The organism is Microcoleus sp. (assembly GCF_049646505.1).
Taxonomy (GTDB): domain Bacteria; phylum Cyanobacteriota; class Cyanobacteriia; order Cyanobacteriales; family Microcoleaceae; genus Microcoleus.
Genome location: NZ_JBARVX010000201.1, coordinates 1 through 24,156, shown reverse-complemented (window position 1 = coordinate 24,156; position 24,156 = coordinate 1). Strand labels below are relative to the sequence as shown.

20 protein-coding genes are annotated in these 24,156 nt (G+C 46.8%); 14 read left to right on the top strand and 6 right to left on the bottom strand.

Annotated features, from left to right (window positions below):
• Window positions 1-124 precede the first annotated feature (124 nt).
• The 3 genes from WBA89_RS11095 to hppD all read left to right on the top strand — a co-directional run bounded on the left by WBA89_RS11095 (window position 125) and on the right by hppD (window position 2,416).
• Window positions 125-832, top strand: coding sequence for an SDR family oxidoreductase (locus WBA89_RS11095; RefSeq protein WP_424406335.1), 708 nt, complete (start codon window positions 125-127; stop codon window positions 830-832).
• A 9-nt stretch (window positions 833-841) separates the two neighbouring features.
• Window positions 842-1,018 (top strand): hypothetical protein, encoded by a 177-nt coding sequence (locus tag WBA89_RS11090; protein ID WP_424406334.1) that lies wholly within the window; start codon window positions 842-844, stop codon window positions 1,016-1,018.
• Between the two features lie 336 nt (window positions 1,019-1,354).
• Window positions 1,355-2,416: a 4-hydroxyphenylpyruvate dioxygenase gene (gene hppD / locus WBA89_RS11085; protein ID WP_424406333.1), complete on the top strand. Its 1,062-nt coding sequence runs from the start codon at window positions 1,355-1,357 to the stop codon at window positions 2,414-2,416.
• A 19-nt stretch (window positions 2,417-2,435) separates the two neighbouring features.
• Here hppD and WBA89_RS11080 read toward each other — a convergent pair whose 3' ends face one another.
• The gene (locus tag WBA89_RS11080) at window positions 2,436-2,969 is read right to left on the bottom strand and encodes an N-acetyltransferase family protein (RefSeq protein ID WP_424406332.1); all 534 of its coding nucleotides are present in this window, start codon (window positions 2,967-2,969) and stop codon (window positions 2,436-2,438) included.
• 650 nt (window positions 2,970-3,619) lie between these two features.
• Here WBA89_RS11080 and WBA89_RS11075 point away from each other — a divergent pair.
• Entirely contained in the window at window positions 3,620-4,303 is a 684-nt protein-coding gene (locus tag WBA89_RS11075) for an HAD family hydrolase (protein ID WP_424406331.1), read from the top strand.
• A 146-nt stretch (window positions 4,304-4,449) separates the two neighbouring features.
• On the opposite strand, the gene WBA89_RS11070 is transcribed toward WBA89_RS11075, so the two are convergent.
• Together WBA89_RS11070 and pgeF are read right to left on the bottom strand one after the other, a co-directional pair.
• Window positions 4,450-5,061: a CPP1-like family protein gene (locus WBA89_RS11070; RefSeq protein ID WP_424406330.1), complete on the bottom strand. Its 612-nt coding sequence runs from the start codon at window positions 5,059-5,061 to the stop codon at window positions 4,450-4,452.
• 416 nt (window positions 5,062-5,477) lie between these two features.
• Entirely contained in the window at window positions 5,478-6,350 is an 873-nt protein-coding gene (pgeF, locus tag WBA89_RS11065; protein WP_424406337.1) for a peptidoglycan editing factor PgeF, read from the bottom strand.
• A 57-nt stretch (window positions 6,351-6,407) separates the two neighbouring features.
• On the opposite strand from pgeF, the gene WBA89_RS11060 reads away from it, so the two are divergent.
• The 4 genes from WBA89_RS11060 to WBA89_RS11045 all read left to right on the top strand — a co-directional run bounded on the left by WBA89_RS11060 (window position 6,408) and on the right by WBA89_RS11045 (window position 12,287).
• On the top strand, window positions 6,408-6,689 hold the full coding sequence (locus WBA89_RS11060; protein WP_424406329.1) for a hypothetical protein: 282 nt from the start codon (window positions 6,408-6,410) through the stop codon (window positions 6,687-6,689).
• 228 nt (window positions 6,690-6,917) lie between these two features.
• Window positions 6,918-8,705 (top strand): peptidoglycan DD-metalloendopeptidase family protein, encoded by a 1,788-nt coding sequence (locus tag WBA89_RS11055; RefSeq protein ID WP_424406328.1) that lies wholly within the window; start codon window positions 6,918-6,920, stop codon window positions 8,703-8,705.
• Between the two features lie 396 nt (window positions 8,706-9,101).
• Window positions 9,102-11,387 (top strand): hypothetical protein, encoded by a 2,286-nt coding sequence (locus WBA89_RS11050; protein WP_424406327.1) that lies wholly within the window; start codon window positions 9,102-9,104, stop codon window positions 11,385-11,387.
• A gap of 15 nt (window positions 11,388-11,402) precedes the next feature.
• Window positions 11,403-12,287: a glycosyltransferase gene (locus WBA89_RS11045; protein ID WP_424406326.1), complete on the top strand. Its 885-nt coding sequence runs from the start codon at window positions 11,403-11,405 to the stop codon at window positions 12,285-12,287.
• 391 nt (window positions 12,288-12,678) lie between these two features.
• Here the strand turns inward: WBA89_RS11045 and ribE are convergent, their stop codons facing one another.
• A complete protein-coding gene (gene ribE, locus WBA89_RS11040) occupies window positions 12,679-13,392 on the bottom strand; it encodes a riboflavin synthase (protein WP_424406325.1) in 714 nt (237 codons plus the stop codon).
• 622 nt (window positions 13,393-14,014) lie between these two features.
• Between ribE and WBA89_RS11035 the strand changes: the two genes are divergently transcribed.
• The 5 genes from WBA89_RS11035 (at window position 14,015) to WBA89_RS11015 (ending at window position 20,483) form a co-directional block, all read left to right on the top strand.
• Window positions 14,015-14,521, top strand: a complete 507-nt coding sequence (locus WBA89_RS11035) for a bifunctional nuclease family protein (RefSeq protein WP_193973268.1) — start codon at window positions 14,015-14,017, stop codon at window positions 14,519-14,521.
• A 5-nt stretch (window positions 14,522-14,526) separates the two neighbouring features.
• Window positions 14,527-15,657, top strand: a complete 1,131-nt coding sequence (locus WBA89_RS11030) for an aldo/keto reductase (RefSeq protein WP_424406324.1) — start codon at window positions 14,527-14,529, stop codon at window positions 15,655-15,657.
• A 454-nt stretch (window positions 15,658-16,111) separates the two neighbouring features.
• On the top strand, window positions 16,112-19,366 hold the full coding sequence (locus tag WBA89_RS11025; protein WP_424406323.1) for a PAS domain-containing sensor histidine kinase: 3,255 nt from the start codon (window positions 16,112-16,114) through the stop codon (window positions 19,364-19,366).
• 239 nt (window positions 19,367-19,605) lie between these two features.
• Window positions 19,606-20,136 (top strand): hypothetical protein, encoded by a 531-nt coding sequence (locus tag WBA89_RS11020; RefSeq protein ID WP_424406322.1) that lies wholly within the window; start codon window positions 19,606-19,608, stop codon window positions 20,134-20,136.
• A gap of 158 nt (window positions 20,137-20,294) precedes the next feature.
• Entirely contained in the window at window positions 20,295-20,483 is a 189-nt protein-coding gene (locus tag WBA89_RS11015; protein ID WP_424406321.1) for a hypothetical protein, read from the top strand.
• Here the strand turns inward: WBA89_RS11015 and WBA89_RS11010 are convergent.
• Window positions 20,435-21,541 (bottom strand): extracellular solute-binding protein, encoded by a 1,107-nt coding sequence (locus tag WBA89_RS11010; protein ID WP_424406336.1) that lies wholly within the window; start codon window positions 21,539-21,541, stop codon window positions 20,435-20,437. The two genes, WBA89_RS11015 and WBA89_RS11010, sit on opposite strands and share 49 nt — an antisense overlap.
• A gap of 714 nt (window positions 21,542-22,255) precedes the next feature.
• On the opposite strand from WBA89_RS11010, the gene WBA89_RS11005 reads away from it, so the two are divergent.
• Window positions 22,256-22,657, top strand: a complete 402-nt coding sequence (locus WBA89_RS11005) for a hypothetical protein (protein WP_424406320.1) — start codon at window positions 22,256-22,258, stop codon at window positions 22,655-22,657.
• A gap of 268 nt (window positions 22,658-22,925) precedes the next feature.
• Here WBA89_RS11005 and cobT read toward each other — a convergent pair whose 3' ends face one another.
• Window positions 22,926-24,032, bottom strand: a complete 1,107-nt coding sequence (cobT, locus tag WBA89_RS11000; RefSeq protein WP_424406319.1) for a nicotinate mononucleotide-dependent phosphoribosyltransferase CobT — start codon at window positions 24,030-24,032, stop codon at window positions 22,926-22,928.
• Between the last annotated feature and the right edge of the window lie 124 nt (window positions 24,033-24,156).

The following is a 24,156-nucleotide window of genomic DNA, read 5'->3' as shown; positions in this document are numbered from 1 at the left end:
CCCAATTCCCCAATGCCCAATGCCCAATTCCCAATTCCCCAATTCCCAATTCCCAATTCCCAATTCCCAATTCCCCATAACTTGAGTTATCATGCAATCTGGACATCAAGAAATGTAAAGAAATATGCAAGACAAAGTTGTGGTTGTGGTGGGTGCGACTGGTGGCATCGGTTCAGCAGTCGCCCGCAAACTCGCCGATGCGGGCGCGACGCTAGTGCTCGCCGCCAGAGACAGCAGTAAATTAGACGCTTTAGCAAGCCAATTTTCCGCAACAGAGGTACTTTGCGTACCGACAGATATCACCGATTTGTCGCAAGTCGAAACGCTGATGCAAAAAACAGTCGAACATTTCGGACAAATTGATGCCCTCATAAACGCCGCCGGTGCCGGAATTCTCAAGCAGTGGAACAAGTTAGAACCCGCTGATTTAGATGCGATGCTTGACTTGAACTTGAAAGGCAGTTTTTACACATCTCAAGCAGCAGCCAATGTCATGAAAGAGCGCAAATCCGGTCACATCTGCAACGTTATCGGGATTTTGGGCAAGCATTCGATGGCGATGGGAACGGCTTATTGCGCTTCCAAGTTTGGAGTAGTTGGTTTCAGCAAGTGCATGGCAGATGAGCTGCGCCGCTACGGCATTAAATTTACGCTATTCTATTTTGGCGGGGTGGATTCTCCGTTTTGGGATAATGTGAGTTTGAAGGTAGACAGGTCAAAAATGCTGAGTCCTGAAACTGCTGCAAATGCGATTATGTTTGCTCTTGCTGCTGACCCGCAAGCTGTGCCGCTAGAAATTAATATTCAGCCCGAAAGTCATTTGTTCTTTTAGTAGTTTGCAATGTATAAATTGCACAGCAGACGAGTTTTGATGCGCGCCGTCCATCGTTTTGCTGCAAAAAAAACAGGTGCAATTCAGTTTTTCCACCCGCCCCTCAACAGCCAACAGTCAACAGTCAACAATTCCGGTATGAGTGCAACCGGAATTGATATAACTCTCCCCAAGCAATCTTCTTGACTTTAAGTCTGAAAAATTCTAACGTGAAATAGCGGTTTTATGCTATTTGTGCAGTTCCAACTTAACAGGCCAGACAGCGCTGGGTACTGATGCCGAACCTGACCGGTTGCCTCAGTCAACGCACCAAACTCAAGTTATCCCAGATACAGAGTTTCTTTTAAGTGCCGATGTATTTCTACCTTCGGAGGGAGTGATTATATTGACTTTTTGCGTTATTATTAAGCGAGCGCTTTAAAAATAAATGAAAAATATCCATTCCTCTGTCTGTACTTGGCAGTTTTTCACTAAAAATCAGCCGATTTTCCATTTTTCACTTGCCATTTTCAATTATTGATTATGGAGTTTGACCGCATTCACTTTTACGTAGAAAATGCTAAAGTATCCCGCGACTGGTTTGTCAGCCACTTAGGCTTTAAATCAATCGCAGGTTCTTGCAACAGCCACACTAGCACTGAATCTGTCAGCAGCGGTAATGTATGTTTTGTTTTATCTTCGCCCCTGACACCCGCTAGTCCCGCTGCTAGTTGGTTGAAGTTTCATCCTCCCGGAATTGCCGATGTGGGTTTTCGGGTAAAAAATATCGAATTAGCAGTAGCTAGAGCGGCTGCTGCAGGCGCTCAAATTCTGGAACCGATTCAAAAGAACCTCACAGCAGCAGGCTGTTTTAAGCGGGCAAAAATCGCAGGTTGGGGAGATTTAAGCCACACGCTGGTTGAGCAAATAGAAGAAAATTTAGCGCTACCCGCTTCTGGTAAGCTGTCGCTGTTTACCTTAATCGACCACGTAGTTTTAAATGTTGAATCGGGCGATTTGTCAAGTGCTGTTAGTTGGTATCAAAAAATATTAGGTTTTGCGCCGCAGCAAAATTTTGACATTAAGACTGAAAAGTCGGCCTTGCGAAGCCAAGTTATGATGCACGCTGAAGGTGGGGCGCAATTCCCGATTAACGAACCGGCATCGACTAATTCTCAAATTCAAGAGTTTTTGAGTGCAAATCGGGGGTCGGGAATTCAGCACATGGCTTTACAAACTGCTGATATTGTAAGGGTTGTTGCCGATTTGCGATCGCGCGGTTTGCCTTTTCTGCCCGTTCCTGCAACATATTACTCCCAATTGCAACAGCGGCAAAACTATTTGCCCGCAGATTGGCAAGCAATTGCAGATTCTCAAGTCTTGGCAGATTGGCAAGACAATACTCCCGCCGCGATGCTGCTGCAAATCTTTACTCAGCCAATTTTTGCCGAACCGACTTTCTTTTTCGAGATTATTGAGCGCCGAGTTTCTTTAATTAACGGCAAAAAGGTGCAAGCTGGAGGTTTTGGGGCTGGCAATTTTAGAGCTTTATTTGAGGCAATTGAACGGGAACAAATGAAGAGGGGAAATTTAATCGATAATTGACAAAACTGCCAATTTTTGGTCAATCAAGCCTGTTTTTCAGCGGTGCGATATCATTCCACCCGTAGGCAATTTCTTTGACTGCAACTCCTGCTTTATTTGTTTGGTGTTCGTCCACTTTTTCACCTCCCAAAAATTCATAAAACTTGCAGGCTGAATTTTCTCCCAGTACCCAAACCAGCATCGAATTCAAGCTTGATTCAGTCAATTTTGTGACAACTGCTCGCACGAGTTGCTGTCCGATTCCCTGACGCTGATATTCCTCCAAAATATAGATAGCAAATAATTCTCCTTGATAAACATATTTGCCTGTACGCTCGCAGCCGCCCGCAGCAAAACCCACAATTTGTCCAGAGTCATTCTCAGCAACGCAGACAAAATCCCCAGTATTTTTGACGTTTGACAGGATTTCTTGCCAGTTGTTTTCTCGTTTTTGATATGACAGTTGCGCGAGGTAATCTGCCGGCACAATTTTTCGGTAAGCTGTCCGCCAAGTGTCTAGATTAACTCGTGCAATTGCAGGTGCGTCAGCAATTTTAGCTTCTCTCACAATCATCAGAACATACTCCTTTCTCGCCCTAAAATTCTCTCTTCTATTCTGTGGATAATTTTTACCTTGGCGATTTTAGGACAAATACCGTTAGGACTTACAGCGTATTCCAGGTTTATTAAGTATACCGCAGAAACCGGGTTTTTTTACAGTTTTCGCATTGTTACTGATTCTGTTCGCAGAAACCCGGTTTCTCGCTCTCTACATCTACATGGAATATGCCGCAATATACTGGTTTTAACTTGTGACAGGTGCAACCAAACGTTACGGTTGATTTAACAAAATTGAAAATTGAACTCTTCTAAGAAGTTTTTTGTGATTAACAAAGCTAGCCGAGTATGAGTTAGACCCAATGTTTTGAATATTTATTGAAACTCAGTCTGAAATCATCGTGGATTTAGGGCTGGATTGACTGATTAAATATAGGGATCTGCGCTTGTTTTGCTGCACTTGTTCATTGTATCTTACCTGATATTGGTTGCAACTGCTACATTTTAGAACGGGTACAGTTTAATTTAACTGTTGCCTTTAGTTATCACCATTTATATAAAGTTTACTTGCTCAGGGTATTTGTGCCAATTTTTGTAAATAACCTGTTACCTTGAAGTGATACAATATCGAACAATTTGTATAAAAGCTGGAAAATACTCTGCTAAATGCTGAGACTTATTACTGACTTTGACGGCCCGATTATGGACGTGTCCGATCGCTATTACCGAGTTTACTTGCACTGTCTGGCCGAAACTCAACGCGAGGATCGACCAGTCCGCGAACTCGCCTTAGCCGAGTTTTGGGACATGAAGCGGGCGCGGGTTCCCGAAACCGAAATCGGCATCCTTTCAGGATTAGACGAGGCTCAAGCCCTGGAATTTGCCCAGAAGCGCCGTCAAATCGTCCACACTCTCCCCTACCTGATTTACGATCGACCAGCTAAGGGGGCCGTGGAAACCTTAGAGAAGGTGCAGCGCGCTGGAGTAGACTTAACGGTGATGACCATGCGCCGTGTCAGGGAACTAGACGAAGCTTTCACCCGCTGCAATTTAGGGCAATTTTTCCCTGAAAACCGTCGCTACTGCCTCCCCAACGATTACGTCAAAACCGGGGATGTCAAAGATAAGCCCCTGCTGATGGCAAGAGCTCTCGCCGAGCTGCCGCCGGCGTCTGAGGTTTGGATGGTGGGGGATACTGAGGCGGATATGATAGCGGCAAAAACGCACGGTGTCAAGGTAATTGGTGTTTTGTGCGGAATTCGCGATCGCACTCGACTAGAAATGCACCAACCGGATTTAATTGCTAACAATTTGAGCGAAGCAGTTGAGATGATTTTAGGTAGTCATTAGTTATTGGTTATTAGTTATTGGTTATTGGTTATTGGTTACTGGCTCTTAATTGTTGTTAGTTGTTATTAAGAATCAACAAATAACACTGAAGAACTAGGAACCAACAAATCACAAATAACTAATCACAAATAACCACTAACTACTGACTATCGCAGAAAACTGCTGACCAGCCACAGAATCAAAAACGTAAACAAAGCAATAAGTTTCTCTGTTGAGATAAATGCTGTACTGAGCAAAGGGCCCAAAAGACCTCCCAGCACCAAGCCTACAACCAAGCCAGCCACAGTCAGCAGCACGGCCCGACCAAATTTTTGTTCCTTGCGATTAACAAAATAAAGACAAGTGCCGACTCCAAGAGCTAGAGTCAACTGCAGTAAAGAATCATTAGCCGCCGGATAAATACTCAGTCCGCCCAACCCCGCATATACGCCAGCCGGCCACAAAATGTCCGATCGGCTAGGAGTATCGATCAGCCGCTGCAACCAAGCAGGGCTGCCCGACGGAGGAGACGGAGTAAAGCTTGCCGGTGGCGGAGTCAGCCGCTCGGGAAAGCGGATGCGTTCGGGGACTTTAATTTTACCTTCCTGTCGCTGTCGCAGGCGATCCATCAGAATCGCGTCATAAGCAGCTTCGATCGATTCCAAACGTTTCTTGTCGCCGCTGTGCTGCTCTGCCTGACGGGTGCGGGCCTCTTGCACTTCATCAAAGGAAGCATCTTCATCGACTTCTAGCAGTTGATAGGGAGTTGGCTCACTCATAAAACTTATTGGTATGCAGAAAACTCAGCGTCTTTAGACCTGAGAGGGATGCGAGCGGGCGGTGTGAACCGCCGTGGTATGAAAGTGTAGGATGTTATGGTTAACCGCGAGTTAACCTTTCGATCGCTAAGCATTTTTGATCCACCAGCGCTGGGTCATTGATTTTAATAACCCGCCCGAGACTCTCGTTATAGTGCAATCTTAACAAGAGAGGAAAGCGGGGCGGGGGTTCGCGGCCGCTTTCCCAAAAGTTTTGCTGGTAGTTTTTAGCTGAGCGGACAGGAATCAGCAAACCTTGCGAAGGTAGAAAAAAGTAGAAGGCATTCGGCAACAGGAAATAAAAAATTATAAATCCAAAGATTTTTGTTTTTACCTTAGCTGTCTCAAATTTTACCTGCTGCCGAATGCTTTGAGCATTAACTTGTCCAGCAGGCGCTGACAATTCCCGACCACTGGATTTTTTTTAGTCGATCGCGGCGGTAGGAAAAAAAGCGAGCCGAGTCAGAATAAGTACAGAAAGGAGCGATCGCCACTTGAGAAAGATCGATTCCCAATTGCTGCAATTGCAGAGCATTGCAGAGGCGAACATCCAAGCGTACTTTTCCCGGTTCTGGATCTGCCCGTACAGGAGATTCTGGCAGTTGGCGCAAAAACTCTAGAATGCCCTCGGCTGTGGCACCAACTGCACTGTGGGGAGCAATCGCCGCTCCCAGAGACGCTGCCACTTCCACGGATACCTGGTAAACTTTTCCAGCGATCGCCGGGCCCATAGCAATCTTCAGATTTTCTAGTTGACTGCCGGCGGCCACAAGTTGGTCGATCGTCTCTGGTAATATCTTAGCAGCAGTCCCGCGCCAACCTGCGTGAACTGCCGCAACCAGTCCGGTACGATCGTCAGCAATCAGCACCGGCACGCAGTCGGCCGAGCAAACCCACAGCGCCTCAAACTCGCGTTCTGCCACCAAGCCATCAGCCTCAACATAGGTTTGAGCGGCGGCGGGCGACACCGTACCCCGAACCGGGGTCAATCGATCGGTTTTGACTACCGCATTGCCGTGTACCTGCTGGAGGCGGTAAACCAGGGCTCCGGGTGCGAGAACTTCTGTCAGCTCGATCGGGCCTTGGGGCGAGAAATCGCGAGTAAAAAAGCCGTGAGACCACCGGGAGAGCAGGCTACAAGTTAGATAGGGCAAACCTTGCGAGTGCTGCCACTGCCAACCGCTCCCCCCAGCTTGTCCGGTTTGTTGAGAGTCAGAAAAATTTGTCAAGCGATCGCCAGCTAAAGTCATCAAACCCATCCATCCCCAAGCGAATCATTTGCATTCTATTCTAAGCAATCAACAATTTTGGCGACAGAGTTTAAATGCGCGCGATCGGCTTTCATCAAAAAAATCGGCATCAAGGAGGCGGTTAACTGCGGTGGAAGCTGCCCAAATTTGGCGCAACCCGATAAATACAGACAACTAATTAACACGCCGGAACCCCAAAGCGCTATCATCATTGTGGCCCTCACAGTCCGCGACCGCCAGTGCAATCGGAAACCCAAAAACCAGGGCATCGACCGCCAATCGACGCAGCAGCATTCTAGCTGGTTCGACGCGCTAAAAAAATTGCCTCCAGCCAGGTAAAATCAGTTAAGTTTCTAGATTTTAAAGATCCCGATTGCCAGACATTCGATCCAGACCAGGCCAAAAAACAGATACTTGCTCCAAGACTCCTGTCGCCAGCAGCCCAAAACTTGAGACTGAGATTCCTGCTTCCAGATTTTAATGCTGCAAGTAAATCTCAAAGCTCAAATCTCAAATAGACTGACTTCGATCTCCTTGCGTCCCCTGTTGAGTTGGGAAAAAAAAATCGTGAAACCTTTTCCAGACAAACAAATCACAGCTCGTTTGAAAACCAAAGAGCCAAAAAATCACCCTAAAGGCCCCCGGACTCGATCGCGCCTGTTGTCCGATCGCTCGCTGCTGGTGGGACTGGGCTGCCTCGCCAGTTTGGGACTGCTCAGCAAAGGTCTAGTGTGGGCCCAAACCGAAACTCCGCCAGAACAAGCCGTCCCCAGCGCCGCAGACCTCCAGCCGCTATTTGAAGCACCTCTGCCGCCCCCGGAACCGGCATTCAGTCAAGCGGAGCCAGAACCGTACCCCGAACCGCAGGCAGAAGCTCCGGCTCCCGAACCTGTCTATGCCGAACCGCCCCGGCAGTCAGATTACGTCACAGAAGCACCTCCATCCCAGTATTATTTGCCCGAACCCGCGCTGATTCCCCTGCCAGAAGCGACGGCCCAGGAGCCTCCTTTTGAAGCGCCAGTTAACCCGGCCTACGCAGAAAGCGACCAAACAGACTACAGCGCTGGTGCTAGCAGCGACTACTACGAACCGCCGACAAGAATCGAGTTTGCAGAGCGATCGAGCGGCTGCGAAGGTTCCTGGTATTCAGGCGGTTCCTGCGGGACTGCTGCTGTGGACGAGCCGGTCAGGGCCGAAGCCGCCCCTCCCAGCAACAGCCCGGAAACTCCGATCGCACAAGAACCCAATGACAGCCGGGAAGCTCCGATCGCAGGTAACTCATATATTGCACCCCCTCCACCACGAAATCTGCCACAAAACCTTCCCGGCAATCTTCCGAGAAATGTTCGGGAAAATGTTCCGGGAAATGTGCGGGGAAATTTTGCCGAAAACAATCGCGGTAATTCCGATCGCAAACTCGATCGAGCCCTAGAACAAATAGGCAACCAGGTTTGGGGGCAAGAAAACCGAGGTCAATCCGCTTATAAACCCAGAGACTCCTGGGCAGACAGAGGCTCCTGGGCAGACAGCGGCTACTCGGTTAACCCTGCATCCTACGGCGGCCCAGCTCCAGCGCCCAGCATGGGACTGGGGCCGATTCAAGTCGGTGCGGTTAGTGTCAGCAGCGGCAGCAATACAGGTTTTGCTTACTACAATCTCACGCCCCGTCCTTTAGGAAAGCCCGGAAATGGCAACACCAGCCTGCTGTTTCCGCTATCTATTGCTGCAGAAATTACTTCGCCGTTCGGGTGGCGGACTCATCCGGTTATGGGCTACGGCAGGTTTCACACCGGAACAGACTTGGGAGCTCCGATGGGAACGCCCGTACTGGCTGCTTATGCAGGTCAAGTGGCGATCGCCGATTGGTTGGGCGGCTACGGTTTGACAGTGGTTCTCAACCACAACAAACAGTCTCAGGAAACTCTCTACGGCCACCTTTCGGAACTGTTTGTCAAACCCGGAGAGTTTGTGAAACAGGGAGAAACTATCGGCCGAGTCGGCAGTACGGGAATGTCTACAGGGCCTCACCTCCACTTCGAGGTGCGGCAAATGACCGATCGGGGTTGGGTGGCGATCGATCCGGGCGCTCAGCTAGAATTCGCCGTAGCCAAAATGATCGGCACTTTGGAAACCGCCAAAGTACCCCTAATGCCGAAAATCGTCGAAATACAAAGCGCTAGGGGACTCAAGGATTTAGAAAGCGATCTGCCCATGCTTCCACCTCTGCCGCTGGGAATGGACATCGAAGTTCACAACCTCCAGCCACCATTCCCGGAATTGTTAAAAGCTGACACTTCAGCGCCTAAAGATAAAGAAGCCGTCAAACCCAAAACTCAGAAGCAAGTAAGCAGATAGGCTTTTGATATAGCCTTTCAAGCGAAAGATGAGGTACTGTCGGGAATTGGGAATTGGGAATTGGGAATTGGGAATTGGGAATTGGGCATACCTCACTTTTTTGAGAAAGGCTATAATGACTCGCATTCCTCACTACAAACTTGTCTGGTTTTTAGTGACGAATGCGAGTCCTCTCCCAAGAAGGCTCTCAATCGATTACCATCACAAAAACCGCGAACTTGATAGATTTCTCGTTACCATTAATACCATTTTTCTAAAGATGTGGTATGGATAAAATCTTAGCCCCCCCGAACTCGCGGGGGGGTTGGGGGGGGTAATATCTAGCGCTACTTTATGAAATTGGTATAAGAACCTGATAGCTAGGAAAAACCCATAAAAATTGGTAAATAGTAGCTTATGCTAATAACGCAGCATTTGTGGGAATTAACTTTATTTCTAATAATTGTATTCGGGCCAATTCCCTTAAGCTTGTTTCTGGCTTTCGAGAATCAGAAAGCAAACAGTAACTGTTCGCTTGCCCATTTTATGCTCGTAATTCTGACGGGATGGAGCATCATACAAGTTTGTACCGGCTTGATTTTAGGAAGTGCCGACCGCCTAAATCTCGCTCAAGTCATTATAGCAGAAATTTTGATTTGCGCGATCGGCACAATCCCGATCTATACCAAAAAAAACAGAGCTTTTACCTTATCGCATTGGCAGATCCCCAAACTCAAGCAACCCCTCAACAACTCCGAAATTCTAATTATTTTGACCGCCGCTTTTGCAGGAATTGTGCTGTGTTACACCCTAGCAACCAAACCCACAACCAATTATGACTCATTGTGGTTTCACCTGAGTGCGATCGCCCGATGGTATCAAACCCATTCCTTTACACTATTAGATGCCGCCGGAAACTGGATTTTTGAACAGGAGCAAGCCCGAGTATATCCCTACAACTGGCACGTTTTATCTGCCTTGTGCGTGTTCCCCTTCAAAGAAGACTTTCTCGCAGCTTTTCCCCTGCTAATAGCCTGGGTAATTGAAGGAATAGCCGTCTATCTATTGAGCGTAAAATTTGGAGCAACCAGAATTCACGCTATGGCAGCATCAACATTAGTATTGACAGTACCGATGGTGCTCAACCAAATTAACACCATTCACCCAGACCTACCGCTAGCTGCCATATTTACAGTAGGTTTGTATCTAGGTTTATCCTATCATAAAAGCCGAGCAGTCTGGGAACTATCCCTATTTTTTGCATCTGTAGGAATGCTAGCAGGAATAAAAATTACTGGCCTAGTTTATGCAGCCTCACTCTTAGGAGGATTAGCAATATTAGAAATTACAAGATTCGCCCTTACTCAAGATTCCACACCAGCTAATTTGATAATTCGCCACTTTCTCAAACCAGTCTTGCTGTGCGGTGTAGCTTGTTGCTTGCTTTTAGGATGTTTTTGGTATGCGAGAAACTTGCTGCAAATCAATTATCCTGTCGGCGAAGTCGGCGATATTAAAATTCCTTTAGAGCCTGTTCGCATACAGTCTCCCATACCTGCACCAATACCTTCGGTACAGCAGCCGCCCGCTTCGCCACTTCTAAAGATTTGGCAAAGCACTTTAGCAGCTCAATTTAATCCCAGCAATATCTCTCACTGGCAAACTGTCGGAGCACAAATTATCGCGAGATTGCAACTGCCCTTTCTGGCGATCGCACTTCAAGTCTTAGCAGCACCTCTGGCTTTGTTGCAAACTAAAACCAGAACAATCAATCAAAATAGTATCATTTTAATTGTGGTTCTCGCCAGCACCGGAATTCTGTATCTAATTACACCTTACACCTCCGGTACTGCTGGAGAGTCGATCGGTCAACTCAGCCCCATACTCGGTTTCAATCTCAGATACGGATTTCCCTTCCTAAGCTTGCTAGGCATAGCTGCAGCAGCTACAGCAACCAAATTAAAAACTCCGAATCAAATTGTCGTAGCAGTTGTTTTAATTAGCAGTATTTCCGGCATTATTAGCAACATAATTTTTGACCTAATTAAAAATGCTTCTTTTACCGGCAACAGTATTGTTTGGGGAAGCGGGTTGATTGACAGGTTTAAATCCGAGCCAGTGGAAGCCCTCAATATGGTGATGAAAATATTAGCTCCCTACGGGCTAGATTTAGCAATATACCTGTTAGCTTATCTTGGCTTCATGCTGTTAGGTTGGATTTTGTTTAAGCAAAGTTCAAGTTTAACCGAGTTAAAAAATAAACTGGTAAACTTAAAAAAATCGAGTTATATCATGATAATTTGTCTGTGTATAGCATTGATGGTAAGTGCTAGTTGGGTGGCGAGGCAAAAACGAGATATTGCTAGAACCCAACTGTATCGCGGCATTTACGAGTATATCGATCGAAATACAGTACCGGATGAAAGAATCGGCTTCTTTCTGAGCTCCCGCAGCTACCTGTTTTACGGGAGAAATTTAGACAGACAAGTTTTATACATACCCTTTAGAGCCGATCGAATTCCGGCATGGATTGACAGCCTCCGACAAAATAAAATTAGCCTTGTGGGATTCGGGCCCCTGACTGAGACAGACGCAGCTACCAGAAAAGCTCTATCTTGGCTGACAAGTCCCGATGGCCCGCTACAACCAGTTTTCGGCAAAGATTTTAATACTGAGTCGGTGCTGTATCGCTTGAAAAATTAAAAGTTATTAGTTATTATGAACCAAGCTGAAACTCTATTTTCAATTATTGTTCCGACTTACAATCGCCCCGACAAATTAGCGCATTGTCTTCAGTCTTTTGTGGCGCTAGAATATCCGCGCGATAAGTTTCAAGTCATTGTCGTTAACGACAGCACGGAAATATCTGTAGAAAGTACAATTTCTCCTTTTCAAAATCAGCTAAATCTCACACTTCTGACACAACCAAATTCTGGCCCGGCTACGGCGCGAAATACTGGGGCTTTTGCAGCCGAGGGCAAATTTTTAGTGTTTACTGACGATGACTGTACTGTGGCGGCAGATTGGCTGCGAAATTTGGAAACTAGATTTGCCCAAACACCGGATTGCTTAATCGGAGGTCGAATTATTAACGCGCTGCCGGATAATATATATTCTACGGCCAGCCAGCAACTGATCGATTACCTTTACAGTTACTATAATGCTATTCCCGATCGCGCGCAATTTTTTACTTCTAACAATTTTGCGCTTCCCGCTGACTCATTCCAAAAAATCGGTGGCTTTGGCAGTTTTTCCTTCTCTGGAGAAGATCGGGAATTTTGCCATCGGTGGCTTAATTCCGGCTATGGCGCGGTTTACGCACCCGAAGTTATAGTCTATCATGCCCACAAACTGACACTACACAAATTTTGGCAGCAGCAATTCAATTACGGTAAAGGTGCTTTTTTGTTTCAGCAAGTTACTTCTAAAAGTGTGGTTAAGGGAAAACTGCAACATCCGTCATTTTATCTCAATTTGCTAACTTATCCATTAGTTCACACACGGGGCATTCAAAAGCTATTAATCGCAGGATTGTTTTTGGTTTCGCAGGCGGCAATTGTAGCGGGTTTGTTATGGGAGAAAAACAATTTTGTTGGGGAATAGATTTGGATTTTTGAACCGCAGAGAGCGCAGAGAGCGCAGAGAGAGAAGTTAGTTTTAGTAAATGTGTCAGCTTTGAGTGGTCGATTGTTGATAGTTTTTGGTTTCGCAGGCGGCAATTGCGGCGGGTTTGTTTTGGGAGAAAAACAATTTTGTTGGGGAATAGATTTGGATTTTTGAACCGCAGAGAGCGCAGAGAGCGCAGAGAGAGAAGTTAGAGTTAGTAAATGTGTCAGCTTTGAGTGGTCGATTATTGATGGAATAGTTCGCTGTCGCACCCTACAAGTTTATTCTTTAGTCCGCGGAGGCGGACTTCGTTTCTGTAGCTGCGGTTTTAACCGCCAAGTTCTGTCGAGTTCTGTTTCTGTAGCTGCGGTTTTAACCGCCGAATTATCTACATAAATCCGTGTTCTGCTAAGAATTCTGGTGTAATTGTTCCCAAACTTTTGATTGCGGGGGTTTCTTCCCAGGATTCGGGATGCGGTTGTCGGCCGCTGCGGAGAAATTTTGCTACGTATTTGCCGAGTATATCTGCTTCTAAGTTTACTAAGCTTCCTGGTTGCAAATATTTGAGATTGGTTTCGGAAAAACTGTGGGGAATTACGGCAATTTCAAACCAGTTTCCGTCTGCATCGCAATCGGAGACGGTTAAGCTGATGCCGTTGATGGCGATGCTGCCTTTGGAAACGATGTAGGGTGCGATTTGACGCTGCCATGCTGAATTGGCTGCTGGTGGGGCTGCAAACCTCATCTCCCAAGCGTTGGCGCTTTGGGTTGATGCTGCTAAACTGCCGATCGCATCTACGTGCCCCGTCACAAAGTGTCCGCCTAATTTGCTACCTGCGCGCAAAGATGTTTCTAGGTTCACCCAAGCATCGGGGAATGAGTCCAAAGTTGTGCGGCGCAGGGTTTCTGGGGAAGCGATGGCGACAAAACCTTGGGGCAGAACTTCTACTACTGTTAAACAAACTCCATCGACGGCTACGCTGTCGCCAATGGCTAAATCTTGTAAAATTTGGTAGGAGTTGCTTGAGGTGCAGGAAATTTGGAAGTAGTCGTTACCTAGCGACTTCAGTTTTCCGAGAGATTGAATTAGTCCTGTAAACATAAGTATTTTTCCTTAGTCGATCGCCTATTTACATCAAACCACAGTCACAAACCAGATGCAGGAGCTTTTTCTATCCCCCCTCTCCCTCTTTGTCAATTCTTTAATCTAAAATCGACAGTCCCCGATCGGTTGCAGATTCAGGCGAAGATCGAGTCATACTGGATTTAGGTCATCTTTATGTCCGAGTTTTCTACCGCCTTGCAGTTTCTTAATTCTGTCAGTAACCCAGCCCTAAAACCAGGGACTGAGCTTGTAAGAGCAATCGAAGCAAGCTGTGCTGACCAGCCTCAGCCTTAACTGGCTACGTTATTTGAGTCACGACACCGGAGAATGCGACGCTAGTTTTCCGCTCTGTCATTTGCAATTAAACAGTCTTAAGGTCACTGAGACAGTGTTGCAAGTCTAACAAGCTCTCATAACATTGGCGAAGCGAACATTACCCCGAAAGGGAGCCGGAGACAACCATATCTCCAAAGAGGGGCAACCATACCCCTCTACCCCCGAAAGGGGAAAGGGGATTCAAGGTGGTGCTCACTGAGCGTAGTCGAATGTGTTGAAACCGCCCATGTTGTTTCCCTCTCAGGACTAAAGTCTCTGAGTTTCCCACTTACCGAGCATTTTTATGATTGAAATGAAAGTCGCTGGAATTGCCTTAGATGCAGCCACGCGCAGTCCTATTGTCCTATTGAGAGACGCTACTGAGCGACGCGCTTTGCCTATTTATATCGGTCAGGAGCAGGCTAAGGCTATTATTAGCGCTCTCGAAGGCAACAAGCCTCCTCGACCCTTAACTCACGATCTGATGGTCGCTTTCCTAGAGGCCTGGAGTATTACGTTGGAGCGGATAGTGATTCACTCGCTGCAAGATAATACCTTCTATGCCGTGCTGATCGTCCGTCAGGGAGAAGTTAAAAAAGAGCTCGATGCCCGACCCAGCGATGCCATCGCCTTAGCTCTGCGGACGAATACCCCCATCTGGGTGATGGAAGAAGTTGTCGCCGATGCTTCGATACCGGTCGATCGAGATGCTGATGAGGCCGAACGCCGCGCCTTCCGGGAATTTATCTCAAACCTCCGCCCGGAGGATTTGATCAAGCGAAGCGGTTTGGGCCAGGGCGAAACTTCCTGAGATTTATGCGCTATCGACGGTTTGGCAAAACAAATTTGCACCTGTCTGTATTTTCCTTGGGAACCATGCGCTATTTGGCTTCTGAGGAAATTGCCTGTCAAACTGTACAGCAGGCGGTGTCTCAGGGAATCAATCACCTGGAAACGGCGGCGGGTTACGGTTGCAGCGAGGAATATCTCGGTGCGGCCATCTCGGCTGGTTTGTCGATCGGTCGATCGCGCTTCCACGTCACTACAAAAATCCCCCCAACGGACGATGCTGCTGCTATGGAACGCTGCATCGATTCGTCTCTCAAACGCTTGAATCTAGACTATATCGACTGTCTGGCAATTCACGGTTTGAATGTTTGGGAACATTTGGCGATCGTGCGATCGCCCGCAGGCTGCATGAGCGCCGTACAAAAAGCCCTCGCTGATGGCAGAATTCGGCACGTCGGTTTTTCGACTCACGGGCCTCTGGATCTGATTTTGGCGGCAATTAATACAGATTTGTTTGAATTTGTCAACCTGCATTATTACTATTTTTTTCAGCGCCACGCCCCGGCAATTCAACTCGCCAAAGACAAAGATATGGGCGTTTTTATCATTTCCCCGGCAGACAAAGGAGGGCAACTCTACACGCCCCCGGAAACTCTGACAAAATTGTGCTCGCCTTTCTCGCCTTTAGAGTTGAACTATCGGTTTTTGCTGAGCGATACTAGGATTGGGACTGTGAGCGTGGGGGCTGCAAATCCGAGAGAATTGGAACAACCTCTGAAATATTGCGATCGCGACTTTCCCCTCACCGACGGCGAAATCGCTGCATTTGCGAAGTTAGAATCAGCTATGGCCGATCGTTTGGCAACCGACAAATGCAGCCAGTGCTATGCCTGTTTGCCTTGCCCGGAAAACATCAACATTCCCGAAGTGTTGCGACTTCGCAATCTCGCCGTCGGCTGCGACATGACGGACTTCGGTAAATACCGCTACGCGATGTTTGAAAATGCCGGACACTGGTTTCCCGGCAGCAAAGGCAACCGCTGCACCGATTGCGGCGACTGTTTGCCCAGATGTCCCGAAGAGTTGGACATCCCAACTCTACTAAAAGATACTCACCAGCGACTGGGCGGTAAAGCAGGGAGGCGGTTGTGGGATTGAGGCGAAGCAGCTAAAAGAGAGAAAAGCTCGATCGACCGGGTGCTAACTGACGCCAGAATTACGTTAGACTTTTCTTAAGTGAATTTACTGTACCGCCGAGCGTAAAAGTACCTAGTTTGGGGACTGCCTTCGGTAGTATCCCAATTTTGCAAAAAGCATTTTTGTTTGAGTGCGAGCATCCTGCACAGCCCAGCCTACATCTAAGCGCAAACACTTTTGTGAAAGCGCCCGTTTGGATGCTTCCAACACACTTTAAATAAGAGCCGAAATAATATGTAAAAACAACTAAATAACACAATCAGATCGAATAACAAAAAAACGTTTTTGTCAAATATCAGGTAATTTTATTACTTGGTTATACCGGGCAATACCGAAGCATTTTATGATGATTGATTAACCGAATTGGACTTGAAAATTTAAATTTCAAGTTGATAATTCCAGATTCAGGTATCGCGTGTCATCTAGAACCGATTCAGCATCTACTACTATGGCTCAAACTCAGTTAAACGACAGTAAGCTAAATTGTCCGCAGCTAACCAAAGTTGCGACTTCTGAAAGATTTCAAGCAGGGTTGAAACCGTACACGTACAACTTATCTTTTACGAGAAAACAGCTAATCGGACTGCTGGCTTTACAAATAATCTTGCCAGTCGGATTAATGGCAGCAGCATTTTGGCTGACATCAGCAGTTGACAGCAATCGACTGCAAAACCAAGCTAAATCAGAATTGAGCCTTAGTGAAACCAACTACAATCTGCAACTAAACCGCGCCGCCGACCGCTTGCAAAACTCCTCTGATAGCGAAACGATCGCCCAAATAGCCTCAAATTATAACAGCGACAAAAAGTTACCATATTTGCAAAATTCTGTCAAGGAAATTCTGGAAACTCAAATTAAAACAGGGGCAATAGACAGCGCGGTATTAGTTGGAAAAAATCGGCAGATTGTGGTTGGTGTCAACCTCAACCAGAAGGAAAAAAGTTTTAATCTGGAAAAAATAGTCGATCGAGCATTCGCAGCAAAAGAGCAAATTACCGCCACTGAAATTATTGCTCAATCTGAAGTTCAAGCACAATTTCTATCTTTGCCGCCCGGAACGGGCGATCGCCCATTCCTCGTCCGCTACGCAGCAATTCCGGTAAAAGATCCCAAAACTCAGACAGTGATTGCTGCCTTAATTTTAGGAAAAATTCAAAGTCTAGTTCCGGGAGTCGCTGTCGGCGAAACAGTCAATTCAGAGGGCGGATATCGCGCTATCTACACACCGCTTGCTGACGGTGAATTTGTTTTGAAAAGCGCGCAAACACTGACAAAATATCGAGAGTTGCCCGACTTGCTGGCAAACAAATCTGTCCTAAAAAATGCAGTTGCCGCTGACGGCAAACCAGTCGCCGCCCAGGTACAAACAGACGGTCAAACTTATACAGTAGCTGCTATATCTCTTGACAATTTAGCCGGAAAACCCGCAGCAATTTTAGTGCGGGGCATCCCCGAAACCTCCGAAATCTGGTGGGGGAACAATTGGCTGCTGCTGGCACTGTCTGCCGCATCCGCCCCCGCCGCTTTGGCGGTTGCAGTCGCCCGCCCGATCGCCAAACCCACTAAGTCAGATTTATCAACAGCAGAGGGGAATTCATCATCTAATTCTACTGCCGAACCTCAGCAGCTATTGGAAAAATTAGACCCGAATTCCGATCGTTTATCTGATAATTTAAATTTGGCTGAATTTGGTTTATTTTCCAAAAAAACGAGTTTAGACGGTCAATTAGAGGTTGATTTTCAAGATAAAATTTTTTCGGGCGATCGCTCGCAAATCGCAAATTCCGAAATTTCGCTAAGCTTCCCACCCGTAGAATTGCATGAAAACTGGATTTCTCAGCAGCCGCTGCTGGCAAATACAGAAACAGAAAAAAGCGCGATCGCCTTAAATCAAGTTCAGGAAGCTTGGCAAGATTTAAATCGCCTCAACTTGGAATTGCAGGGAGAAATACTGGAACGCCAAAATACTCAAAAAGCCCTGCGAAAGAGCGAAGCACTGCTGCAAGCGATTTTAGACAACTCAACAGCAATGATTTACGTCAAAGATGTTGACGGGAAGTACCTGCTCACAAACAGCCATTTTGACAGTTTGTTCCACATGGCAAAAGAGCAAATAACAGGCAAAACCGACGGCGATATTTTTCCCGAAAACTCTTGGGCAGCCTTGCGAGAAAATGACCTGAAAGTTATCGAAACCTGTACGCCTTTGAGCATTGAAGAAGTCATCCCTCAAGACGACGGCCCGCACACTTATATTTCTCTCAAATTTCCCCTCTGCAACTCCCAAGGCAAAGTTTATGCAGTCGGTACAATTTCTACAGATGTCAGCGATCGCAAAACAGCCGAACTTACTCTAGAAAAAGCTAAGGCAGAACTAGAAATAGAAGTCGAACAGCGCACGCTATTCCTCAAACAAGCCAACGAACTCTTGCAGTTTGAACTGGCGGCTAGAGTCCGCGGCGCGATCGCCGTCAGACAAATGAGCGCCCAGGTAGCCCGACACGCCAGAACAGTTGACGGCATTCTCGGCGCTTCCCTCGACCTGATTTTTCTAGTAGACCGATCGGGAAAATACACCTATGTCAGCCGCACTGCCGCTTTAGCCGCCGGCATGAACCCCAGAGACGCGATCGGCAAAACCTGGCAGGAATTAGGCTGGTCGCCAAAAATTATGCAGCGGGTTCACCAAGAATGCGACAGCGTATTTGCCACAGCCGAGCCCGTCAAAGGCGAAGTCATCGTCCCCACCGCCAAATGGGGAACCCGCGATTACGAATACATTCTCAGTCCAGTTTGCGGGACAGACGGCAGCGTGGAAGCGGTGGTGGCAACGCTGAGGGATATTACCGACCGCAAAAATGCCGAGGCATCGTGGCAGTTGGCCAAGGAAGCGGCAGAAGTTGCCAACCGCGCCAAGAGTGCTTTTCTGGCAAACATGAGTCACGAGTTGCGGACTCCCTTGAATGCGATTATTGGTTACAGCGATATGTTGGTGGAAGATGCCGAGGAGTTGGGCAACTTAGAGGTTGTCTCGGATTTAGACAAAATTCGCACTGCTGGCAAACACTTGCTGCAGCTGATTGATGACATTCTCGACATTTCCAAAATTGAAGCTGACAAGATGGAGATTTACCTCGAAAGCTTCGATGTTGGCGGGTTAATTGAGGAGGTGGCGACAACTGTAAAACCGCTAATGGATAAAAACGGCAATACTTTGCAAGTGTTGATTGCTGAGAATGTTGGCGCTATGCACGGCGATTTGATGAAAGTGCGGCAGGTAATGCTAAATCTGCTGAGCAATGCTGCTAAATTTTCTACTGATGGGGCGATCGTACTTCATGTCGAAAGAATTACCAGCGAAGAATTAAAAAATCAATATCAACCGAGGGTTGCTCAAATGTTAATTTTGGATTCAGACTTTCTAGTTTTTCGAGTGACGGACACGGGCATCGGCATGACAAAAAAGCAGCAAGAGCGGCTGTTTCAACCTTTTACTCAAGCTGACAATTCTACTACTCGCAAGTACGGCGGTACTGGTTTGGGATTGACTATCAGCCAGCGTTTTTGTCAGATGATGGGGGGCGATATTGAAGTTAGCAGCGAGTTGGATTGCGGTTCTACTTTTACTGCTTGTCTGCCTGCTTCGCTGTTTAGGCGATCGGAATTTTAACTTTTTTGCAGAAATAAGAGCAAGAAGAGTCGGCGGTTGAAACCGCTACTATACAAACAATGTCCGCCTCCGCGGACTGAAGAATAATAAAATTAACTGGTTCCCAGGCTCCAGCGAAAGGAACCTAAATCTAGAGGCTCTGCCTCGCTTGGAAAATTATCTGCGTTTATCCGTGTTTATCTGCCTTACATCTGCGGTTTCTGTATCAATGAATGATTTATGCAATCTTGTCTAATAATATGATGAATTACCACAAATTACGCCACATAAATCAAGATTTTCCCCGCAGACCTAGCATTTTGACAAAAAGTTTATTTTTGTTCTCAATTGCCAGTTCTACCTGCATCGCGGCTTTGCTGTGGGGACAATCGGCGGCGTATTCCCAGCAGCGGTTTTGCCCGACTGGTAGCGCTGCGAATTTCCCGCCGCCGCCGCTTTCGCAAGCCGAACTAAGCGTGCCGAGTCTGTGGTTAGCGGACAAACTGTTTGGCGGCAAATTGCTCGATCGCTGGTTTGTCGATCGCGATAACACTGCTGTAATCATCATAGTCAACCGCCAAATTTGGAGCTTGCTAGATTATATCGAACGCTATCAGTTTGTCAACCGCTTCGGCACGGTTTCCAGACAATACGGTTACAATCTGCGAGTTTGCAACCGTCAAGGGAAGGCTTTGGCGGTTTATTCGTGCAAGGGCGATCGGCTTAACTGTAAAATAGATTTAGAATCTCTGTCAAATCCAGGACTTAGAGGCAAAAAGAAAGGCTTTTAGGAACAGGAATTTTACTAAAAATCATGCCAGATCAAATAGTTCTAGACGCACGGGTAGTTAGAAACTGGGTTTCTGCACAAAAAAATGCGATCTGGCCCGCATATTCGATAAAAAACCCGGTTTCTTTGACCTTTTATATTAATTCCGGTTGCACATGAATGATGTTAACAGTTAACAGTCAACAGTCAACAGTCAACAGTCAACAGTCAACAGTCAACAGTCAACAGTCAACAGTCAACAGTCAACAGTTAACAGTTAACAGTCAACAGTGGATTTACTATTCCGATGCTAACGAATTTCATATCACTACTTGCCGAATTTCTTGCCAGAGCGATCGATATTGCTGAATCCCCGCCTCCCCCAAAGGCAGCAGAAAGTCGCTAGCAGCAAGAATTTTAGCAGGCGGTAACAGCACGGGATTAGCGCGAATATCCGCAGGCAAATCCTCCGGTTTCATGCCGGTAATTATCGGCGAACTAGCTTTGGCGAGCAAAGATAATTGAGGCGCAATTTGAGGCTGCAAGCAAAAATCAATCCATTTTGATGCTAACGAAACTGCCTTAGCCGATGCCGGTTCTACCCACAAATCCGTCCAAAGAGCAGTTCCAGAAACCGGAATTACTAAAGCAATATCTTTTTGAGTTTGGAGCAGCGGCAGCAAGTCGCCAGAAGAACCGACAGCCAACCAAGTATCGCCTAAAACTAGCGGTTGCAAATAAGCGTCGGAACTGTAAAGTTTAACTTGTGCGTTCAGATTTGTGAGTTCTTTTTTGAGGTTGGGAACTCGATCTAATTGCTGCGTATTGTAAGATTTTCCCAGTTTTTTTAAGGTTAAACCGATAACTTCTCTGGCGCTATCCGGTAGAGAAATTCGATCGCGCAATTCGGGCTTCCACAAGTCGCTCCAATCTGTCGGAGTCCACCCCAAAGCCTTAAATTTGTCTGTTCGATAGGCGATTACCGTACTTCCCCAGCGGTAAGGTGCAGCCCAAATTTTACCTTTAGCGTCTAATTTACCTTCGTCGTTGCGCCTGACGAATTTTTGCCATCTTTCGGGCAATTGCGACCAATTATCAAATTTAGCAGGATCGATCGGCTTAATCAATTTTTGCCGAATTGCCAAAGTCAGCCAATAATCTCCCAACATCACCAAGTCAGCTTGATTTTTGGCTGCAGGTGTCCGTTTCCACTGCTGCAACAGCGCGAATAATTCTTTGAATTGTGCTTCCTGCGTTACCTGCAAAATTGGAGACGGTTGTAACTCGCGGCTAAATTTGCTTGCGAGTTGAGCCGGAATACCGTTTTTGAGCGATCGAATTTTGAGAATGGGCTTCGAGTCGCAACCTGCCGCCAATTGACTTAAAGTTAGGGTGGCGGCCCCCAATAGCAAAGACCTTCGTTTCACCTGTGAATCCGCTTTTCTAAATATTGACCGATGGGGAATGTGCTCAGCAGCCCGGAAAATAATTGTGTTTCGAGTCCGGTAATTGGCGCCGATTTGTCTTATTTCTTTTTCAAACACAGAGCTATTGTACTCGCTTCTGCCGCGATCGGAGTCTGTTTGACCCAAAGCACTGGTGGCGCGCAATTAATCTAACGGCAGACTCCGCCATCCCGCTCTCAAAAAGCCGTTTGTTTAACTCTGATTAAAAGTTATACCAATTTCATAAAGTAGCGCTAGATATTACCCCCCCCAACCCCCCCTTATTAAGGGGGGGCTTCGGAGTTCATCCATAGCACATATGAAACAATACTCCGGACAGTTTTTGAGACCGAGGCCCAAACCCTCATTCTACCGTTAGCATTTGACCTCACTGAGAAGGCCCAAACCCGCATTCTGCTGTTAGTGATTGAAAACTGTCCGGACTATTGATGAAAGAAAAATGGTATTAGAACTAAGTGTGCGAGTTAAAAAACCAATTTCAGCATCCGCGACTGTCTCGCATCTCAAATCTTCAGTCCAAGAATCTCCAATAAACAAGCTGAATCCCTGAATCTACCGTCAGGATTGGGAACACAACAATTAGCTCAAAAATTAAATAATTTAGTGATAAATGCCAGTTATGTAAAGATTTACGTAGAATGTCAAGATATAAGTTAGGATCTCAAGGATAATTGTATGGAAGCGCTCCGCCAACAAGTTACAGTATTGACGCAACAAGTCGATGCTCTCTACAAACTCATAGAAAACCTCAATGAAAAGTTATTGGAGTCGGCTCAGAAGACGAATCTGCTGGCCCAGCAGCAGAAAAACGATCGCCCCGGAACGGTAGAAAATCACAAAACCTCGCCATATCTAAACTACAGCAGTCTGGACGGGCTGCTGGAACACAAGGACGTACTGTTAGATGACGGCTACTTCGACAAGAATTATCAAAACGTAGAAAAAGAGTTGAGCGCGGAAATTCAAATTCAGCGCCTGACTGCTCAGCTAACAGCGGCTTACAATCGAATTGCAGCCTTAGAAGAACAGTTGCTTTCCAAAAGAATTCACTCGCAACAAACAGGCGGATCTCATTAAATCTTGCTGCTGGCGATCGGGAATTAATCTCCGAACAAATACAAGTTGGATTGATTTCTGCTCGTCTATTTCTGAGTTATTCAATAGAGTTTTTGCGATCGCACAATTAGCATGGGAATAGCAAATTAAGGCAACATTTTGTGTGGAAATAGCAATCGTCTTTCTTTAGCGAACAATATTTTTTGTGCGAACCGCAGATAACTCATAGAGAGAGCAAGCAAAAAGAGAGAAGTTCACAAATCCCCTATCGATTGCTATAACTACCTACTTAATGTTTGATTTCACATCGCAAGGCTAAAGCTTCAACAGCTTGGAGGAGTTGAGCAGGAGTCCAATTTGCAGCCAAGCCGCTGGCGATCGCACACGCTCCAGCACCGACACCCTCTTTAACATACCCGCGATCGTAAGCTTGGAGTTGTCGGTAGCGAGAACCCGCAAAACTGAGCTGCGCCGCCAACAGAGGCACACCGCCAATATCCTTAGCAAGTCCTACCGTGTCCCCTGTCGGGTCTTCGACCACCCAGCGCGTAGTCCCCACCGCAACTTGTTCGGGACACCACAACAGAGCATATTCGCGGGCTAAGGCCTTCATCAAAGCGTAGACTGCCAGCATTTGCGTGCCGCCAGCCAAGAGCACCCCGCAAGTCCGACTCGCGGCGATCGCCATTCCCGCCACCGCTACCTGCATCGGATCGCCCACCGCCGCTACCAAATCCAGGGGAGTGCTATTTTGTCCGCCAATTTTCCACTCAGCACGATCGAGTCCCGCTGTCACCGCAGCCAATTTTTGAGCGTGATTGCAGCGAGGGTGAGAACTGTTAACTTTGCCTGCCGCTGCAATACCCAAACCCATTAACACGCCCAAAGCAGTAGTCGTTCCCCCAACTACGCACTCCCCTAAAATTAAATAGCTGCCATTAGTTTGAGCCGCCAATTTAGCTCCCCAAATTAACCCTTTTTCCAGCAAATGTTTGACTGTTTCGAGTTCTAAAGCATTGCCAGAAATCAGACACTTTGCCGCAGTACCGCCCAAATCAATTGCAGGTACCGGAGGTGCGAGGGGCAAACCAGCATTAAACAGGTAAAGGGGAAGTTGCAAAGCTTCGACTACAGCGCGAGATATCAGTACCGGAGAAGCACCGGCTTCTAGGGGCGGCAAAGCGTACTGGGGCGAGGGTTGGGGGCCGTTATACAAAAATTCTGCATCCGCCAAACAAGTAAACTGTCGATCGCGCGGGGTTGCTCCTGCCGCTGAAATCCCCGGAATTAAGCCTGTCGCCGTGAATCCTAACACGCAGGCAAATATCGGTTGCTGTCCCCGATGGCGATCGAGCCACCGCTGGCCCCGTTCAATTTCTGTATAAATACCAATCATTTATTTGTTATTTGTTATTTGTTATTTGTTATTTGTTATTTGTTATTTGTTATTTGTTATTTGTTATTTGTTATTTGTTATTTGTTATTTGTTATTTGTTATTTGTTATTTGTTATTTGTTATT

What these genes read in the sequence shown, in the direction of transcription:
- WBA89_RS11095 (WP_424406335.1), top strand. Translation starts at nt 125, where the DNA reads ATGCAAGACAAAGTTGTGGTTGTGGTGGGTGCGACTGGTGGCATCGGT.
- WBA89_RS11090 (WP_424406334.1), top strand. Translation starts at nt 842, where the DNA reads ATGTATAAATTGCACAGCAGACGAGTTTTGATGCGCGCCGTCCATCGT.
- hppD (WP_424406333.1), top strand. Translation starts at nt 1,355, where the DNA reads ATGGAGTTTGACCGCATTCACTTTTACGTAGAAAATGCTAAAGTATCC.
- WBA89_RS11080 (WP_424406332.1), bottom strand. Translation starts at nt 2,969, where the DNA reads ATGATTGTGAGAGAAGCTAAAATTGCTGACGCACCTGCAATTGCACGA.
- WBA89_RS11075 (WP_424406331.1), top strand. Translation starts at nt 3,620, where the DNA reads ATGCTGAGACTTATTACTGACTTTGACGGCCCGATTATGGACGTGTCC.
- WBA89_RS11070 (WP_424406330.1), bottom strand. Translation starts at nt 5,061, where the DNA reads ATGAGTGAGCCAACTCCCTATCAACTGCTAGAAGTCGATGAAGATGCT.
- pgeF (WP_424406337.1), bottom strand. Translation starts at nt 6,350, where the DNA reads ATGACTTTAGCTGGCGATCGCTTGACAAATTTTTCTGACTCTCAACAA.
- WBA89_RS11050 (WP_424406327.1), top strand. Translation starts at nt 9,102, where the DNA reads ATGCTAATAACGCAGCATTTGTGGGAATTAACTTTATTTCTAATAATT.
- WBA89_RS11045 (WP_424406326.1), top strand. Translation starts at nt 11,403, where the DNA reads ATGAACCAAGCTGAAACTCTATTTTCAATTATTGTTCCGACTTACAAT.
- ribE (WP_424406325.1), bottom strand. Translation starts at nt 13,392, where the DNA reads ATGTTTACAGGACTAATTCAATCTCTCGGAAAACTGAAGTCGCTAGGT.
- WBA89_RS11035 (WP_193973268.1), top strand. Translation starts at nt 14,015, where the DNA reads ATGATTGAAATGAAAGTCGCTGGAATTGCCTTAGATGCAGCCACGCGC.
- WBA89_RS11030 (WP_424406324.1), top strand. Translation starts at nt 14,527, where the DNA reads ATGCGCTATCGACGGTTTGGCAAAACAAATTTGCACCTGTCTGTATTT.
- WBA89_RS11020 (WP_424406322.1), top strand. Translation starts at nt 19,606, where the DNA reads ATGATGAATTACCACAAATTACGCCACATAAATCAAGATTTTCCCCGC.
- WBA89_RS11015 (WP_424406321.1), top strand. Translation starts at nt 20,295, where the DNA reads ATGATGTTAACAGTTAACAGTCAACAGTCAACAGTCAACAGTCAACAG.
- WBA89_RS11005 (WP_424406320.1), top strand. Translation starts at nt 22,256, where the DNA reads ATGGAAGCGCTCCGCCAACAAGTTACAGTATTGACGCAACAAGTCGAT.
- cobT (WP_424406319.1), bottom strand. Translation starts at nt 24,032, where the DNA reads ATGATTGGTATTTATACAGAAATTGAACGGGGCCAGCGGTGGCTCGAT.